The 16,943-nt window shown below is 33.6% G+C and carries 24 protein-coding genes and 2 tRNA genes; 7 read left to right on the top strand and 19 right to left on the bottom strand.

Features of this window, described 5'->3' with window-relative positions; translation table 11 throughout:
- Window positions 1-13 precede the first annotated feature (13 nt).
- From VEU72_03625 to VEU72_03645, 5 genes are all read right to left on the bottom strand, one after another.
- A complete protein-coding gene (locus VEU72_03625) occupies window positions 14-670 on the bottom strand; it encodes an MBL fold metallo-hydrolase (protein ID HYL66222.1) in 657 nt (218 codons plus the stop codon).
- 217 nt (window positions 671-887) lie between these two features.
- Window positions 888-1,076, bottom strand: a complete 189-nt coding sequence (locus VEU72_03630) for a hypothetical protein (protein ID HYL66223.1) — start codon at window positions 1,074-1,076, stop codon at window positions 888-890.
- Complete coding sequence (locus tag VEU72_03635; GenBank protein HYL66224.1) at window positions 1,069-2,334, bottom strand: translation initiation factor IF-2 subunit gamma; 1,266 nt, start codon at window positions 2,332-2,334, stop codon at window positions 1,069-1,071. The genes VEU72_03630 and VEU72_03635 overlap by 8 nt, the downstream gene beginning before the upstream one ends.
- 30 nt (window positions 2,335-2,364) lie before the next feature.
- Complete coding sequence (locus VEU72_03640) at window positions 2,365-2,778, bottom strand: S6e family ribosomal protein (protein ID HYL66225.1); 414 nt, start codon at window positions 2,776-2,778, stop codon at window positions 2,365-2,367.
- A 203-nt stretch (window positions 2,779-2,981) separates the two neighbouring features.
- Window positions 2,982-3,155 (bottom strand): zinc-domain-containing protein, encoded by a 174-nt coding sequence (locus VEU72_03645; GenBank protein ID HYL66226.1) that lies wholly within the window; start codon window positions 3,153-3,155, stop codon window positions 2,982-2,984.
- Between the two features lie 52 nt (window positions 3,156-3,207).
- Between VEU72_03645 and VEU72_03650 the strand changes: the two genes are divergently transcribed.
- Window positions 3,208-3,281: transfer RNA gene (locus VEU72_03650), tRNA-Gly, on the top strand.
- 90 nt (window positions 3,282-3,371) lie between these two features.
- On the opposite strand, the gene VEU72_03655 is transcribed toward VEU72_03650, so the two are convergent.
- Complete coding sequence (locus VEU72_03655) at window positions 3,372-3,713, bottom strand: nascent polypeptide-associated complex protein (GenBank protein HYL66227.1); 342 nt, start codon at window positions 3,711-3,713, stop codon at window positions 3,372-3,374.
- Window positions 3,714-3,727: 14 nt separating this feature from the next.
- Window positions 3,728-4,186, bottom strand: a complete 459-nt coding sequence (locus VEU72_03660; GenBank protein ID HYL66228.1) for a PUA domain-containing protein — start codon at window positions 4,184-4,186, stop codon at window positions 3,728-3,730.
- A gap of 102 nt (window positions 4,187-4,288) precedes the next feature.
- Here VEU72_03660 and VEU72_03665 point away from each other — a divergent pair, with 102 nt between their 5' ends.
- The 4 genes from VEU72_03665 to VEU72_03680 are packed head-to-tail and all read left to right on the top strand — an operon-like array spanning window position 4,289 to window position 7,542.
- A complete protein-coding gene (locus VEU72_03665; protein ID HYL66229.1) occupies window positions 4,289-5,332 on the top strand; it encodes a phosphate uptake regulator PhoU in 1,044 nt (347 codons plus the stop codon).
- Between the two features lie 26 nt (window positions 5,333-5,358).
- On the top strand, window positions 5,359-6,486 hold the full coding sequence (gene hflX, locus VEU72_03670; protein HYL66230.1) for a GTPase HflX: 1,128 nt from the start codon (window positions 5,359-5,361) through the stop codon (window positions 6,484-6,486).
- Entirely contained in the window at window positions 6,476-7,006 is a 531-nt protein-coding gene (locus tag VEU72_03675) for a tRNA (cytidine(56)-2'-O)-methyltransferase (protein HYL66231.1), read from the top strand. Before hflX ends, VEU72_03675 begins: the two co-directional genes overlap by 11 nt.
- Window positions 7,007-7,032: 26 nt before the next feature.
- The gene (locus VEU72_03680; protein ID HYL66232.1) at window positions 7,033-7,542 is read left to right on the top strand and encodes a transcription factor; all 510 of its coding nucleotides are present in this window, start codon (window positions 7,033-7,035) and stop codon (window positions 7,540-7,542) included.
- Here VEU72_03680 and VEU72_03685 read toward each other — a convergent pair.
- The 11 genes from VEU72_03685 to VEU72_03735 form a co-directional block, all read right to left on the bottom strand.
- Window positions 7,539-8,192 (bottom strand): 2,5-diamino-6-(ribosylamino)-4(3H)-pyrimidinone 5'-phosphate reductase, encoded by a 654-nt coding sequence (locus VEU72_03685; GenBank protein ID HYL66233.1) that lies wholly within the window; start codon window positions 8,190-8,192, stop codon window positions 7,539-7,541. The two genes, VEU72_03680 and VEU72_03685, sit on opposite strands and share 4 nt — an antisense overlap.
- The gene (locus VEU72_03690; protein HYL66234.1) at window positions 8,179-9,372 is read right to left on the bottom strand and encodes an amidohydrolase family protein; all 1,194 of its coding nucleotides are present in this window, start codon (window positions 9,370-9,372) and stop codon (window positions 8,179-8,181) included. The genes VEU72_03685 and VEU72_03690 overlap by 14 nt, the downstream gene beginning before the upstream one ends.
- Window positions 9,366-10,118, bottom strand: a complete 753-nt coding sequence (locus VEU72_03695) for a GTP cyclohydrolase IIa (GenBank protein HYL66235.1) — start codon at window positions 10,116-10,118, stop codon at window positions 9,366-9,368. The genes VEU72_03690 and VEU72_03695 overlap by 7 nt, the downstream gene beginning before the upstream one ends.
- A gap of 1 nt (window position 10,119) precedes the next feature.
- Window positions 10,120-10,530 carry a 6,7-dimethyl-8-ribityllumazine synthase gene (gene ribH / locus VEU72_03700; GenBank protein ID HYL66236.1) on the bottom strand — a complete coding sequence of 137 codons (411 nt, stop codon included), beginning with the start codon at window positions 10,528-10,530 and terminating at the stop codon, window positions 10,120-10,122.
- 2 nt (window positions 10,531-10,532) lie between these two features.
- The gene (gene ribB, locus VEU72_03705; GenBank protein HYL66237.1) at window positions 10,533-11,213 is read right to left on the bottom strand and encodes a 3,4-dihydroxy-2-butanone-4-phosphate synthase; all 681 of its coding nucleotides are present in this window, start codon (window positions 11,211-11,213) and stop codon (window positions 10,533-10,535) included.
- A 72-nt stretch (window positions 11,214-11,285) separates the two neighbouring features.
- Window positions 11,286-11,876, bottom strand: coding sequence for a riboflavin synthase (locus tag VEU72_03710; protein ID HYL66238.1), 591 nt, complete (start codon window positions 11,874-11,876; stop codon window positions 11,286-11,288).
- Between the two features lie 33 nt (window positions 11,877-11,909).
- The gene (locus VEU72_03715; GenBank protein ID HYL66239.1) at window positions 11,910-12,773 is read right to left on the bottom strand and encodes a CoA ester lyase; all 864 of its coding nucleotides are present in this window, start codon (window positions 12,771-12,773) and stop codon (window positions 11,910-11,912) included.
- Between the two features lie 13 nt (window positions 12,774-12,786).
- The gene (locus VEU72_03720) at window positions 12,787-13,836 is read right to left on the bottom strand and encodes a zinc-binding dehydrogenase (GenBank protein HYL66240.1); all 1,050 of its coding nucleotides are present in this window, start codon (window positions 13,834-13,836) and stop codon (window positions 12,787-12,789) included.
- A 44-nt stretch (window positions 13,837-13,880) separates the two neighbouring features.
- A complete protein-coding gene (locus VEU72_03725; GenBank protein ID HYL66241.1) occupies window positions 13,881-14,159 on the bottom strand; it encodes a DNA-binding protein in 279 nt (92 codons plus the stop codon).
- 7 nt (window positions 14,160-14,166) lie between these two features.
- Window positions 14,167-14,619 (bottom strand): 30S ribosomal protein S19e, encoded by a 453-nt coding sequence (locus VEU72_03730; GenBank protein HYL66242.1) that lies wholly within the window; start codon window positions 14,617-14,619, stop codon window positions 14,167-14,169.
- A 31-nt stretch (window positions 14,620-14,650) separates the two neighbouring features.
- The gene (locus VEU72_03735; protein HYL66243.1) at window positions 14,651-15,022 is read right to left on the bottom strand and encodes an RNase P subunit; all 372 of its coding nucleotides are present in this window, start codon (window positions 15,020-15,022) and stop codon (window positions 14,651-14,653) included.
- A gap of 16 nt (window positions 15,023-15,038) precedes the next feature.
- On the opposite strand from VEU72_03735, the gene VEU72_03740 reads away from it, so the two are divergent.
- Entirely contained in the window at window positions 15,039-15,680 is a 642-nt protein-coding gene (locus VEU72_03740; protein HYL66244.1) for a ribosome biogenesis protein, read from the top strand.
- 17 nt (window positions 15,681-15,697) lie between these two features.
- Window positions 15,698-15,771, top strand: a tRNA-Gly gene (locus tag VEU72_03745).
- 15 nt (window positions 15,772-15,786) lie between these two features.
- Here VEU72_03745 and VEU72_03750 read toward each other — a convergent pair.
- Window positions 15,787-16,935 (bottom strand): hypothetical protein, encoded by a 1,149-nt coding sequence (locus tag VEU72_03750; protein HYL66245.1) that lies wholly within the window; start codon window positions 16,933-16,935, stop codon window positions 15,787-15,789.
- Window positions 16,936-16,943 lie beyond the last annotated feature (8 nt).

Here is a 16,943-nt window from a genome sequence, read left to right on the forward strand (position 1 = left end):
TTTACTCTGCTTATTACTCTTTTGTAAGAATGTGTACCTCACATGATTTTACTATATCTTTGAATTCTTTTGCATCAACGTCACTACCAACTAATGTGCCATAATGCATTGGAATTGCTATCTTTGGTTTTATTTTTTCTACTGCTTTTGCAGCCTCCTTTGCAGTCATAACATAAGTTCCGCTTACTGGAACAAGCAAAACATCTGGTTTTAGATCATTCATTTCTGGAATAAGATCCGAATCTCCCGTATGATAGATTGATGTTTCACCTATACTTATAACATAACCAATTTTGTTGTCTTCCTTTGGATGAAATGGTTTACTAGTATCTGGATTAATCTTATCAATGTTATATGCAGGAACAGCTTTGATTTTGATATTGTATATTATTTTTTCTTGTCCTGGACTAAGACCTATTTTTTCTTTTGAAGGAATTTTAGTAAGTTGTTCCATGCATTCTTTTGCAGCAACAATTATAGTATTATCAGATGAGATTTTTTTTAGATCATCTAAACTCATATGATCAAAATGATTATGTGAAATTAATATAATATCTGGATGAATAGAACTAGATAATTTGTATGGATCTATACATATGGTAATTGATTTTTCTAGTGTAAATGTGTCATGACCATACCATTTTATTTTAATTCCTTTGTATTCAAACATGTTTTAGACAATAATTTTTGCTAGAGTTAAATCTTACTTGGTTCAAGAACAATTTTATCATTAGATAGAGAAATGATGGAGCCAAAATTTCTTATTCTTTTTTTCAATTCCGCATCTACCGTTGCTATGATTCCGTGATGTTTTTTTACATATAATACCAAAGCATCATCTACATCATTTCCTGAAATTGAAATTTTTTTAAAATTTTTTATTATTTCTAGTGCATTAATAGCGGAAGTTTTTTTTTAAGATTCATGTCTTTTGAAAGTCTTTCAAGTTCATTTATAACCATATCAGGAACGGCAAATTCAATTGCTCCAATCTCGGTATCAAGATTTGAAATATTTTTTACATTTTTTGATGCAAGAATCATTAAAAAACTAGTGTCACAGACAACTTCAACCAACTACAACACCTGCTCCAATTAGTCTCCATCTTTCTTGAATTCTTCTACTTATTGCTACCCTACCTTTTTCAAATAGGCAGACTGGTCTTCTGAATTGTACATCTATTCTTTCACCTCTTACACTGGTTACTTTTGAAAGAACTGGAGCAGTTCCTACACTAAGTCTTAATGATTCGCCTACTTGTACAGATGAAACTTTTATTTCATCAGCTGAGCCTACAGCAGTATCAAAGAGGTTTATCTCAAGTTTTGCAATAGAAGAATTTTCTGGTAATGTATTTGGTTTTCCAATAACAGAGCCAATAAGTGAATCGCTTCGTGTCATTGATGGATCGAGTTTTGTACCTATTGCAACTAAACCACCAGGTTTGACTTCATCTACAAGTCCTGCACCAGTTCCAAGAGAAGAGATCTCTGTAATGATTGATTCGTAGTTACCATTTTTCTCATTAGCAAGACCAGGTTTTATCTCAATTTCATCTCCTACTTTGAAGTATCCCTGAATCACACTTCCTCCTATAACACCGCCTTTTATGCTCTTTATTTTAGTACCAGGCTTGTTAACATCAAATGAACGTAACACATGCATTACAGTTGGTTTTGACTCATCTCTTTTAGGAGTCTCAATCGTAGATTCTATAGCACCAATTAATGCATCAATGTTAAGTTTTGATTGTGCCGAGATTGGAATTATTGGTGCTTTTATAGCATTAGTGCCTTTAACAAATTTCACAATATCAGAATAGTTTGTCATTGCATCTTCGTATGAAACTAGATCTGCTTTATTTTGTGCAATCACGATTTGTTGAATTCCAAGTGTCTGTAGTGCGAGTAGATGCTCTTTAGTTTGTGGTTGTGGCACCTTTTCATTTGCTGCTATTACAAGTAAAGCACCATCAATTAGAGCGGAGCCTGAGAGCATGTTTGCCATTAAACTTTCATGACCTGGACTATCCACAAAACTTACTACCCTTGTTAATTCACTTTCCTTTCCACAGTTATTGCATTTTGGTGTAACCGAATATCCTAAAGGAGGTTGACAGTTTTTACATTTGTAAAATGCTGCATCAGCATAACCAACTCTAATAGTAATTCCACGTTTTAGTTCCTCGCTATGTGCACTGGTCCAAATGCCAGTAAGAGCTTGGATAAGTGTTGTTTTTCCATGATCTACATGTCCAGCAGTACCAATGTTAACACATGGTTGATGTCCGTATTTTTTAATATACCAGTCAGGAAGTGTTTCTTTCCAATGCACATACAAGTTTTAAAAATCGCCTATGTTAACTTATGCCTTTTTTGGTTTGTCTGCTGTTTCCTTTTTTTCTTCAGTTGGAGATGGTGAAGCTTCATCAATTTTTAATTCGCCATCTAAGAAGCAGTTTATCTGATATGCCTCTTCAGTAATGGTATTTCCTCTAATAAGTTTACGAAAACGTTGTCCCTTTTCAGCATCGCGCAAACCAACACCTTTTGATAATAGGATATATTTTCTTGCTCCACCATGAATATCTTCTCTCAATGGAACTCCTGATTTATCGCTTCCGCCAGTAATTCGGATCTTACCAGCTTGACCTACAATCGCTGCATCTAATTCATTTCCTATTTGCAGACCTAAAAGTGGATTTGCATCTTTTTCTTTCAGTTCTCTTGTGATGGATTTTCCTATTTTATCAGATATTGTAAGCTTAAATGTTGCCAAGTATTTTGAAAAAGTTTCTACACTATTAATTAATCTTTGTACCTAAATCTTTTAAAATTATGAAATACAAAACTATACTATGAAAGAAGAAATCAAATGCCCCAAGTGCGAAAATATAATGATCTCAATGCAGGCATGTCATATGATTTGTACAAATTGTGGAGCGCATCTTGATTGTTCTGATAAAGGTTCATTTTGGTAATTTAAAATCCAGTTCTATCAGGGTTGAAATTTTCTACCATGCCGCCAACTCTTTCTTTCATTAATTTCAAATAATCATCATAATTTGCTTCGAATCCACAGTGAGGGCATTTTACATTTGTTATCTCATTATCAAGTACGGCTACTTTGTCGCACTCTGGACATTTTGCATCCATGTATATTTTTTGTAACTAAACTATATAATGTTAGGTCTTAAATCTTGGATTGGCGGAGTTAGTCCAGCCCGGCACGACGTCAGCTTCCCAAGCTGAAGGTCGCGGGTTCAAATCCCGCACTCCGCATTTAATTTTAACCAAAAACAGTATGCAATAGGTTAATGGCAATAATTCTCATTTGTATATCTTAAAAGTGTTAGTTAGAGATATTGTATTCTATTTTGTTGTAAGTAAAAGAATTGCCCTTGCAAGATCTCCTTTAGCCTCTATGAGAGCATTATTTGCAGCTTCTTGAGAAACGTTAGCTTGTTGAGCTACAAGCATTATATCTTCTTGGCTAAATACTGGTATTTCGAGTTCCCTCTCTTCATAACTTTCTGCTATCACTTGGAATATAGAATTGTCTTTTGCCTTCATTTCAGATACAGATGGTTTTATTATTATGATTTCTTTTTTGTCAGTTTTGATTATTACCTCTTGTACATTGGAAATTTCCTTCATTTCTAGACCCATCTTGTCTAGCATTCTGCGCATTTCGCGATTTCCGCCACGCATCATATGTAATCAATTGGTTAGTCTGGACTTTTTAAACTATCTCTGACCTTGATTGCTACCCCTCGTTTTAGAGAATTTATCATTCTTGAAGAGAGGATTGCTCTTCCTACAGCAATTACTCTATCTTTGTAAAGAATAGGCACGTCTGCCCCGATCAAGATGTTCTTGCCGCACCATATAACGTGTTTACAGAAAACAGAACTGCCGTTTTCCACAAAAGACTTGGAATCATCGTCTACTTCAAGACAGTTTTCTCTAAATTTCTTACTTTTTAATAACAATTGTGCAAAATAAGGTGTGACTGCAAGCCCTCCATCTATTCGCAAAGTACAAAGAAGTTTTTCATTTTTGTAGACATGCTGTATTCTTCCTGTTCTTTTTGAGTAAGTAATTTTGATTTCTTTTGGAAGATGCTTTGAAACTCCAATCCCAAATAGTGCATCCAATGTATGTTTAATTTTAAGAATTGAATCCAATGTTAACAGTCAAGTTACTGGGTTCTAATTGTTTTTGCACGCTGAATATTACTATATAGTAATTTAGAATAACTATATAGAATGGTAAATACTATGCGAGGTATGGGAACCAATGAAGAAATGCGCAAGATACAGTTCACAGGAAAATCATCATACATTGTTTCATTACCAAAACAATGGATAATCGATATGGGTCTAAAACAAGGTGATCAAGTTACAGTTTTAAGACAAGGTACAACGACATTACAAATCACTCCACTAAAACATCATACAAAATCAATTAACACCGAGGAAGCAACATTTGAAATAAAACCAGAAGATAAAAGCTCTGCAATTGTTAGAAAACTTATTTCACTTTACTTACTTGGTTTTAGCACCATAAATGTAAAACCAAAGTCAGGAAGATTAAAACCAGATCAACGAAATGCAGTAAAAGATGCAGTAAAAGGAATTCTAATGGGAACTGAAATAATTGCAGATTCTATAGAAGGTATTACCATCCAAGTATTGATAAATTTGTTTGAGCTTTCAGTAGATGGAGCGTTAAAACGGATGCTTATCATTGCAAAATCCATGCAAAATGATGCGTTGTTAGCACATGAAGAAGCAAATTTTGATTTGGCAAAAGAAGTGATAAACAGTGATGATGAAGTAGATAGGTTTAGTTTTTACATCATACGACAACTCAAGATTGCAATTCAAAACGAACATATGTTAAAAGACATGGGTATTGAAAATGCTAGAAGTTGTCTAGGATACAGACTTATTGTTAAGAACATAGAGCGTGTGGGAGATCATGCTACTGTTATAGTCAAAGACCTTCTAGAATTTAAAAAACCAATAAAAAAATCTGTGCTGGATACTATTCATGAAATGAATAATTTTGCACTATCTGTGCTTGATGATGCCTGCTTATCACTATTCAAGAGAGATTTTGTCCAAGCAGAACTCACTGTAGAAAGGACCGGCGATATTACAAAATATGAAAAAAAGATGCTAGAGAGTACCAAATCATTAAGAGATGACGAAGAAATCTACAGGGTAAGAAGAATGGGTGAAAATATCAGAAGAATTTCAGAGTATGCGAGCGATATTGCAGAAATTGTCATGAATATGACTATAGAAAAAACACTGCGAAAGCAATAAGATACGAATCCACATCTTTTATGGTAATGAAAGATTCTGCAATTCTTATTACATATGACAGAGCAGATGACGTAAAGGAAGCACTTGCTCTCTGTGATACAGCAGGATATCAGGTTATTAAAATAATCAAACACAAATATCTTAACAAGTCAAAATACGGTCTTGGAGAAGGCAAGGTTGAAGAATTAAAAGAATTTGTTAGTTCAAAAAAACCGGATGTCATCATATTTGATGAAATACTCAAACCCAGTCAGAATTATAATCTAGCATCGAAGTTAAAGACAAACATTTTGGACAGAGAAGCTTTGATTCTTGAAATATTTGAGCGTAATGCAACAAGTGCAGAATCGAAATTACAAATAAAGATGGCAGAATTAAGATATGAAATGTCACGAGCAAAAGAAAAAGTACGATTGGCAAAGATGGGAGAACAACCAGGATTCATGGGAATTGGTAAATTCGAAGTAGATGTCTATACTAATGACATAAAAAATAGAATGACCAACATTAAATCCAAACTTGTAAAAGCTGGAAAACAACGCGCGTTACACAGACAGGGTAGAGACAGAGTTGGATTCAAGATAATTTCTTTAGCTGGTTACACATCAGCTGGAAAGACAACTCTTTTTAATACATTAACGGGTGAAACACGAGAAGAAAATCCAAAGCTATTCACAACTCTTTCTACAACAACACGAAAAATAAAGATCACCGAAAATGATGTTTTAATTTCAGATACTGTTGGATTCATTAGTAATCTTCCTGCATATATGATAGAGGCTTTCAAATCAACACTTGAAGAGCTTACCTACACTAATGCAGTAATACTTGTAATTGATATAAGCGATCCAACTTTGGAATTACAAAAGAAATTTAGAAGTTGTATGCGGGTATTAGAAGAACTTGGTGTAGATTATAACAAGATAATTTTCGCATTAAACAAATCAGACTTGACATCACATGATGAAATTCTGTCAAAAGTTGACATTCTTGGATTAAAAGAAAACAAAAAATGGCTATACATCTCAGCAGTAACTGGCAAAAACTTAGATCAATTAAAGGAACTTTTGTCACTTGTTTTAAAAAATGAACCTGTGATAAAGAAAAAAAATGAAATCATAAAAAAAGAAATTGAGATAAATTATGAAGATTGAAATTCTAAGAATAGGTCAGAGACTTGTACGCGACGATAGAGTAACAACGCATGTCGCTCTTGTTTCAAGAGCCTTTGGAGCAACAAAAATCATAATGCAAGAAGTCAATCCTGATATCAAAGATACAATATCAGAAATCAATAGAATTTGGGGAGGTGATTTTGAAGTCGAAATAATAGATAATTGGAAAAAAATGTTGAAATCAAAAAAGAATCAATCTTTCAAAATTGTACACTTAACCATGTATGGTGAAATCATTAATTCTGTTATAGATGAGATCAGAAAAGAGGAGCAAATTCTTGTTGTTGTTGGGGCAGAAAAGGTACCTAGGGAAGTATACGATATTGCAGATTATAATGTGGCAATAGGTAATCAACCTCATTCTGAAATAAGTGCACTAGCAGTTTTACTTGATAGAGTCTTAGATGGTAAGCAGTTCTTAAAAAAACATGTAAATGCACAACGAGAAATTATTCCTATGAAAAAGGGAAAAAAAGTATTAGATAAAACAATTGATTAAATATAGAATCTAAATCAATGAGGCCAATGACTAATGAACACGAGGATCCTTTTATAAAAATAACTGCTTTAATTGGCGGTGACGAATATCTAAAAGTCGCACGTTCTCTTTTGAATACGGAAGATGCTACAGATGAAGAAATTGCAAGTTCTACCGGTCTTAGAATTAACATAGTAAGAAAGGTGCTGTACGATCTTTTTGGAAAAGCTCTAATAACTGGCATTAGAGTGAAGGACGAGAAAAAAGGCTGGTTTGTTTACAGGTGGAGAGCAAGAAAAGATGAGGTTGATAATTTTATTGAAAATCAGAAAAAGAAAATCGTTGAGAGATTGCAACAAAGACTAGATTATGAAAACTCGGCTGAATTCTATCATTGTGGAACAGAAGATTGTCAAAAGTTGACATTTGAGAAGGCGTTGGATCTATCTTTTAAATGTCCAACATGCGGAAAGCTTGTAAACATAACTAAAAATGAAAAGCTGAAGAAATCATTACAAGCTAAAGTAGATCAACTACGAGAAGATCTTAAACATTAAATTGTATAATGTAATACAAGTTCATTTTTCATTCTACTGATTTTCTTTAGTGTTAACAAAGGTGCATTTGAAATTTTATCAGATCCTTTTCCTTGAAATAACGAAATTGCATTACTACCTCCTAGAACGTACGGAGTAATTGTAACAATGATCTCATCAACAAACCCACCTTTTATGAAAGACCAATTAGTTAGTCCACCTCCTTCTACAAGAAGACTCTTTATGTTCTTCTTTTTTAAGATGTGTAATAGTTTTTTAAGATTAATTTTATTTTGTCCACATTTTATTACATCAAGTCCTTCTCTTTCTAAACGAATAATATTTTTTTGAGTTATTTTTTTTGATACTGCTATTATTGTCGGGATTGTTTTACAAGTTTTAATTATTTTTGAAGTGGACTTTATTGAGCCCGTAGAATCCAAAATTATACGTATGGGATTCTTTCCTTTCACATGCTTTACTGTCAATAGGGGATCATCAATTACCACAGTATGTTTTCCTATGAGTATTGCATCTACACTTGCCCTAAGCTTGTGAACTCGAATCAGATCTTCTTTTGAAGAGAGTTTAGAGTTACCTGTTCTTGTTGCTATTTTTCCATCCATACTCATTGCCGCACTAAGTATTACACGTGGTCTAGATTTTACCATCTACTATTTTGCCTCCAAACATTATTGCTTTTATGGTTGTTTCAGATGCTCTATGCACAATAGAAGCATGAGGATTATGCATTGGTTCTAAATCAATAGCATGTTTATTGATAAAAATGCAATCAGCCAAGCTGTTAGATTGGATGGTACCCATGTTCTTTTGTCTAAGCATTTTTGCGGCATTTACCGTAGCCATTTTGAGTATAGATTTCGGATCTAGTCTAGTTTCTTGTAATCCCATAGAGACTTTCCAGAGATAGTCCATTTCTCTAAACATGTCAGGCGAGTTTATCATCACATTATCTGTTCCTATGGTTAAATTGCAACCACTTTTCATCATCAGATTCACGTCAGGAATTCCTTCAGCAAGTGCAGCATTTGCACGTGGACACACAACAATGCTGGCTTCATTTTTTGATGCAAGTATTAGATCTTTTTTTGATGCATGTGTCATATGAACTAGAAAATTCGGTTTAAGCAATAAAGCACGTTGAGTTTCAGTTTTTGCAGTTATCTTTTTAGAAATCATACCGCTTTCTAATGTTTCAGCTGAGTGAATAGCCCTAATTTTTGACATTTGAGAATAAAATTTTAATACAGAATCACTAAACTCATTGGGACCACTTACACCAATTCCATCACATTTCTTTAATAGATCGCTAAGCTCCATCTTTTTTAATTCGGGTAATAAAGTATTTTTTTTAATTGATTTTAAATCTTGGTAGTAATTTATTCTGCCAAGAATTATGGATCTAATTGGAAGTCCTTTGATCGCATTCCGTAAAAGTTCAATTCCATCTAAATCCCCTTCTCTAAAATCAACAAAAGTTGTAATTCCCTTTTTTATCATTGAAATGCAGGAATTTCTGATAAAACTTGCTAGATGTGATGTTGTAGAATTTGTCAGAATTTTTTGTTTAATACCTATAATTGGGTGAATTTTTTCTTCTACTCCAAAATCTAGACCAATATCTTTTCCTATTGAATCACCAACATGAGTATGTGCATTAATAAATCCAGGAATCATGAGTAGTCCTTCACAATCATAGACGTCTTCTTTTTTGTCTGGTTTTAGGTTAGTGCCTATTGCTTTTACAAATTGGCCAGAAATTCGAATATTTGTACTATTAATGTAATCTAAATCATTTCCGTAAAGAATACTAACATTTTTTATCAGCATGTTAGTTCAAGTACTCGTTGCTGATTTTTACCGGAATCTCTGAGTTCTCTAATAGTATCAAGAGATTTTGTTGCAAGTTTAGCAGCTTCTCGTGCAGTATTTGCAGTTCCAATTCCACAGTTTAATGCAATACCATGTTTTTCTTCCATCAAATTCAAGAATTTTACAGCATAATCCTTTCCATCACCTGAAGTAACTATCATAAAGTTGTCCCCACCCATAAAGAATGTAAGGCAGTTTTTTGTTAAGAAAAATTCTGACATTTCAGAATATAATTTAAACATAAGCGATGAAATCTCATACGGTGATTTTTTTGCTGAAATGGATGTAGAACCATCTACATCCATATGCATTATCTGCACTAATTGTTCTGCCTTACCATCTACATAACCAAAAATGTTATGTTCCTTCTCTAAGATTATTTTAGATTTTCTTGCTTTGTCTGCATTTAGATTAGCTTCAAATGGAGAATCGCCATATCCTATAGTCATAGAAAGTTGTAGATCAAATGATTTTGCCAATTTTTTTTGAATTTCAATATGATCATCTAGAGACAAACCATTTGTAACTGCAAAAAGCTCATCAAATCTATTAGAAAATACAAGACAGTTTTTTTCTGAAAAAAGGTTTTGTATTTCGTTATAAATGGAAGATTGAAGCATCTGTAATTTGTGTTCTCTATCGCTGCCCAAGGTAAGTGTCCACGGACCATATCCTGTGATTTTGATTATGGTAAGTTGGATCATCTCATATCTTCCTTAACTGTTCAGCTATCTTTTCTACAGCTTCTACTGCTCTCTCTGCTACAGGTCTTATTCGTGCCTGTGCTTGCCTATCTGACATGCCTGGGCCTGTTATACCTAAAGTTACTGGTTTTTGGTATTTTATAGAAAGATCGGTTATGGCTCTAACCGTAGCATTTGTAATAAGTTCATCATGTTTTGTTTGTCCTTTTATTACGGCTCCAAGTGTAACTACTGCATCTACTTCCTTTTTTTTCAACAAGGAATCAATTACAATTGGCATATCAAATACGCCCGGAACTCTGCAAGTGAATTTTATATTTAGTTTGAGATCTTTTGCTTTTTCAACTGCTACATCAAGCATTTTGGAAGTAATTTCATCATTAAATTCTGAAACAACAATTGCAATGTTCAAAGTTAGTGCTCCTTAGTAAATTTTACAAGCTCATTACCATCAAAATAAGGAATTGTATTTTCTTTTGCATATTTTTTGGCTTTTTCAATTGAAAGCGCTGTATGTGTTTCAGAATCAAGCATTTCACATATTGCTGCAGCAGGACATAAACCAGCAAGATTAGTCATATAGATGGACATTTCAGTATGACCTAACCTATCTGATAACAATCTTTCCGATGCAATCAAAAGAGGCACATGACCTGGTGTCTTAAATGAAGAAATAAAAATTTCTTTTTTGTTTCCATTTGTATTTTTGTAAAGATTTGCCATTTCGTTTATGGTTAACGCTCTATCACGATCCGTTATACCAGTATATGTTTGTGTATGATTTATAGAGATAGAAAAAGATGGCTTGTCACCGTATGGTGCAGTTCCCATAATCATTTTTTTTGATTGATTATCTATATTTTGTGCATTAGAAAGTATATCATGCATATAATTTAGTCCAAGAGTTTTTGCAAAAGAATGATCTATGGATAAGCATATCAGACCACCAGCATCTTGACGCATTCTTGAGATATGTTCTGGTGTCACAAATTCTGCTGCAACTACCATATCTACCTCATTTTCACGCTTGTTTGCATCATGAAGTAAAACGAACCCACCTTTACGTAGGGATGAAATTGCCTCTTCAAAGGACATAGTTAAGAAGCTTGTTGTAATGATTATAAATCTTACTACAAAAGTGGTTAGTACCATGAAAGTAGTAAACAGTTAATCTTTAGAAATTACGTATTTTCCTAGTATGTCAGTTTCAATATTAACTTTATCGCCAATTTTTTTTGAACCAAGGTTTGTGATTTTCAGTGTATGTGGAATTATACAAATAGAAATTTTATTTTTGAGCACATCAACAAGTGTCAGGCTTATCCCATCAATTGTAATTGATCCTTTTTTTACTACAAATTTAGCTAAGTCTTTTGGAAGTTCAATCCAGAATTTGATTTCATTTGACAGTTTTTCTATTTTTATAATTTTACCAGTACCATCAATATGTCCAAGCACAAAATGGCCTTCCATTCTTTCACCAACTTTTAGGCTACGTTCAATGTTTACTCTGTCTCCTGATTTTATCATTCCTAGATTTGTTTTTTTCAAAGTTTCACCAATCATTTCAAATTCAGTTTGTTTTTTTGAAACATGTGTAGCAGTAAGGCAGACTCCATTTATTGCAACACTATCACCTATACGAAGGCCTTTTGTAAGATTTCCTAAATCTATTGTTATTTTTGCTGCACTACGATTTTGTGTTTTAATAGCAAATTTCGTAACAATTCCCCGTCCCTCAATTATACCAGTAAACACTTGATTGATTGTGGTTATTAGATATAAAATGATTTAGACTGGGATGTTTACGGATTCAAGTAATGTTTTTGCTCTCTTGAAATGAACTTCATCAATCATTTTTCCTTCTACTTTAGTTGCCCCTTTGTTTTTCTTTGTAGATTCTATATATGCCTGACATACCTTCTTTGCCCACTCTATTTCTGCTTGAGTTGGATAGAATATTTTATGTGCTGTAGGAATTTGATTAGGATGAATAATGCTTTTTCCTACATAACCAAGATTTCGTCCAATTATACAGTCTTCTTCTAGACCATTCTCATCATTAAGATCTTGCCAAATTGCATCTATCACGTGTTTTCCTGCAGCTCTTGCATCTATAGGAATTTTTGCTCTTGCATATTTTGCACCTTCTGGTTGTTTTGTATACTCAATACCAAGATCGTTTAGTAAATCAAACACACCAAAGACAAGAGCAGATACTCTATTACTTGATGACGCTATAGAATATGTATTTACAACTCCTTCCGCAGATTCTATTGATGGTATGATTTCAATTGGTTTTAGTTTATGTTTTTTTTCTAAACTAACAAGTGTTTTTATGATTTTTTTTAATTCAGCTATGTTGTTTACTTTGGGAATAACTATACCATCAATTCCTTTTTGAATTATCTTTGATAAATCTTGTGGAATGATTCCAGAAGCAGGTGAGTTTGTTCTTACATAAACTTCAGCTTTGTATTCAAAACGTTTACTGAGGGCTTCTTTGATTAGGTTTCTAGCAGATTCTTTTTCTTCGTTAGGGACTGAATCTTCTAAATCAAAACATATGATATCAGCTGAAAGAGTTTTGGCCTTTTCTAAAAATCTAGAATTATTACCGGGTACAAAAATAAGACTGCGTAAGAGTCTTGCCATACAGAGATTAGATCTATGGTTTCATTAAGATTTTGCCAACAAGGCCTTTACCCGTTAACATTTTTGTATGAGCCTCGGCAGCATTTTCAAAGCTAAACACAGAATCTATTGTAGCCTTGATTTTCTTTTTACCCATCCAGTACAAACCCTGTTCTAATTCTGCTTTGGTTCCTTGTGTTGAACCAAGAATATTAGTTCCCTTAAAGAAGATATGTCGTAAATCAGTCTTTGCGTCATAACCTGTGGTTGCACCACATGTTACTAGCGTTCCACCATATTTTAACAAGGTAAGTTGTGCATTCCAATGAGTTTGACCAATGTGATCAAATGTAATATCTATGCCGCCAAATGGCTTTGCAATTTGTCTGACTTCTTTGCTCCAATCCTCTTTTCTGTGATCTACTGCAAAATCAGCGCCAATCTGTTTTAGCTTGTCTAACTTGTCTCCGCTCGCTGTAGAAATTACTGTACAATTGTAGAGTTTTGCAATTTGTATTCCAAAGCTACCAACACCAGAACCACCACCCATAATTAAGACAGTTTGTCCTGGTCGTATCTTTGCTCTTCCAACCAACATATGCCATGCTGTTAGTAATGTCATCGATGCAGCTGCTGCTTCATCAAAGCTTACACCATCAGGAATTTTTGCAACGTTTACTTCAGGAAGATGAGTTATTTCTGAAAAAGCTCCCCATAATGGACCTGTTTGAAATCCCCAAATTGTTCTTTGAACACAATCAAATTCACGACCATCAGTACATGCTTCACATACTCTACACGACATGTTAGAGTGTGAAACAACTCTATCTCCAACTTTGAAATTCTTTACGTCTTCGCCAACTGCAATTACTTCACCAGCTGCATCAGAACCTGAAATATGAGGTAATGGTACTGGAACAGGCATTCCCCTCATTCCCCAAATATCATTATAATTTAATGCTGTAGATTTTACTTTGAAAACTACTTCGTTTGATTTCGGTTTTGGATCATCTACATCTTTAACTTGTAAGATGGATTTGTAATCATCATTTGGAGCATACTTTTCATAAACTACTGCTTTCATAGATGGTTTCGACTAATTTACCCCTAATATATTTTCCCTAGTACCTATAGGCGATTTATTTTAAAATCACGTTTCGGTTGTTGAATTGATTGTAAAATTTGTTTTAATTGATCGTCTGTAATTTGTGTATTTAATTTTCTCTGTGATGCCATACCGATAAGATAGTTTTCAACCATAGAAGCAAGTTCTGGTTTTACCATTCTTACATTAGTTAAACGTAATCTTGCTTGTGGTGAGAGAATAGTTCTAAGTGCTTGATCCTTCATTGATGCAACTTCTGCATCACTGGGCCTTCTCTCATCACTTTGATTTGGATCGCTCATAAGACCACTAGGAATATTTCTTTAAGCTTGGATTCTTTGTAATTAACTCGTTTAAGATTTCAGTAGATACTCTGTCAATTTTTTTCATTCCTTCATGTGAAACTGTCCTACCTTTTCCTTCTACTTTGTCAAGGTATCCCAATTTTTCTAAATTGTGAATAGCTGTTCTAATTATTGCTCCACCTGCATCTCTGTGATGAGCTCCCCCATATCCTACTGCTTTAGCTCCACCATACATTCCTCTCAAATCTTTTACACCTACTGGACCATGAAGATATATTTTCCTAAGAAGCGATGCACATCTAGTATACCACCAATCATTTTTTTGTGGAGGCTTTTCTGCATGTGCTCCTGTTTTTACAAATGGAACCCAAGTTGGGATAGCAATATCTTCTCCTTTTAGAATCTCCGATAATTTGTTGATCAATACATCTGCTGGTACATCATATGCCTTTGCCATAAAATTGAAAATTTCAAGTTCGTCTTATAAATCATTGACCTTTTGTAATTGATTTTTGGATGATCTTTCTATAGGTGTGATTACAAAATCCACAAGTAATACGAATTGATTTTACAGATGACCTTCCTATCCTAATTCTTGCATTTACTCCAGGAGCAGTGAATTTTTTACATTTTTTACAAAAATTAATTCGTATTTCATATGGCATTCTAATTCGATATTTTGTGCTTAGTTTTTTTGCAATACTAGCTTGTCTCTGAGCTAGTTTAGGATTTGTTCGTGCGTTTGATATAGCATGTTTAATTAGAATTTGCATCCTTTCTAACGCTATTTGTCGTAGTGCTGGCTTCATGTTAGTTAAATAAATATCAGTTCTCTTAAAATACATCTTGCTTTCGCTCATACTAGTCGAATCTGCTTTGGAATTAGTTCCAAAGGAGCTACAAAATCATAATTCTGTAATAGCATATAGTAAAAGGGTAAACAAAAAACCGTCCGAAGTAATTTTAGATGTATCTTGGCATTTTGCAGCAATGAAAGGGATCAAAAATGAGATAAAACGGGGTAGACCCGATTTAATTCATTTTTGTCTATTAGAAGCTTGTAGCATTCCATTATATTTTGAAAATAAGCTTAGAATCTATGTACATACAATAGATGATAAAGTAATTTTTTTGGGAGAGAATGTGCGTCTACCAAAATCTTATCATAGATTTGTTGGATTAATTGAAAAGCTATACTCCACTGGAATAATAGAAGAAAGTGGAAAGAAACTTTTAGAAATAAAAAAAATGGATTTTGGCAAATTAATTGACAAGATTGCCCCAAAAGAAATAATTGGTCTTTCTGAAAAAGGAGCTTCAAGTTCATATGAAAAACTTGCAAAAACAATCACTAAAGATTCATGTATTGTAATTGGGGGATTCCCTAAAGGCCATTTTTCAGATCAAATAGTAAAAAAGATCAACAATCTTGTTTCAGTAGATAAAAATCCTCTTGAAGCTCATGTAATCATTTCTCGTATATTATATGAATATGAAAAAGAATTATTATGTAGCTAAAAGATTGGCAGTGTTAAGCGGTCGTAGTATAGTTTGGTTAGTACACTGGCCTTCCAAGCCCGTTACCCGGGTTCAAATCCCGGCGACCGCATTGTTTCATATTTTATCAAGAAATAACTCCTATAGACAGTAGATATTGAATTTCATTTGTAAACGTGTTATCATCTATCAATCCTTCGTACCACCATTCTGCATTATTTTTAAACCATTCAGGAATTTTACTAGAGCTATTTTTTCCAGTATCAGAGACCATTCCTTCTTGTATGAAAAACTCTATTACTTTATGAAAGTCTGAATTTGGAATGTATTGGTGTGACCATAAACTTGCTGTCCTTTTAAGCCAAGCTGGCAGTATTTTTACTTCAGCATTAGAAGTCTGATTTTGATTTTCAAAGATATAAAACCACGCAATACCTGGTTTTGTGTTGTTTACTAAATGCCCTGTTAATGTAACATTAGTATCAGAAGAAGAAAATATTGGATCAGCCATGTTTGTACCTCGTAACGATATTCTGATTCCATTAACATATTGTTGATAATCTTGTTGACTGAGTACATTTAGAGAAAATGTACCGTTGAATGTTTCTGATGGGTAAATTTGGGAAATGATTAATTTCCCTCCTTCATTTTCTACAAGTTTTTCTGCAAATTGTTCTTGAAGAGGATTAATTATTTTATGAGATCCATCTGCATATGAATAATCAATATTTCCATCAGGTGATTTGTTGCAGACATCCTGTTTCCATTTGTCAGATGATTTTATTGCATCAATCATAAGCTGTCCATGTAAAAGCTCATGGTAAAGAATAACCAAGTTTTCTACTTGATGTACTCTGGGATCTATGCCGGTACCATTAGTGAGAAGATCAGGATTTAATCTCAAGTCATTGTTGCAATCATTAGTTACTTTTCCTTCTTGTGTAGTAATTTGACACTGCCAAGTATATGTCCCTCCTGTAATTAGATCACCTTGATGAGCTTGAGTCTCATCAAATCGTGCAAGTCTAGTCTTAATCACATTTACGACAAGATTGTTGGTATCAGTAGAGTTACATGGAAAAGTTACAACAAGAGGCTTATCAAATGTGCTTAACACGTCACTCACGTTCTTTTTTTGAATATTCAGTTTTGTAAACTCGGCAAGTAACTGATTGTATAAATCCTGTTCTCTTTTTGTCGGAAGGTCATAAATTCCAAATGCAGGAATCAAGTTTGCAAGTAAAAATACCATAATAACAAGTGCTATGTATCTCAACTAAACAA

The organism is Nitrosopumilaceae archaeon (assembly GCA_035631875.1).
GTDB lineage: Archaea > Thermoproteota > Nitrososphaeria > Nitrososphaerales > Nitrosopumilaceae > TA-20.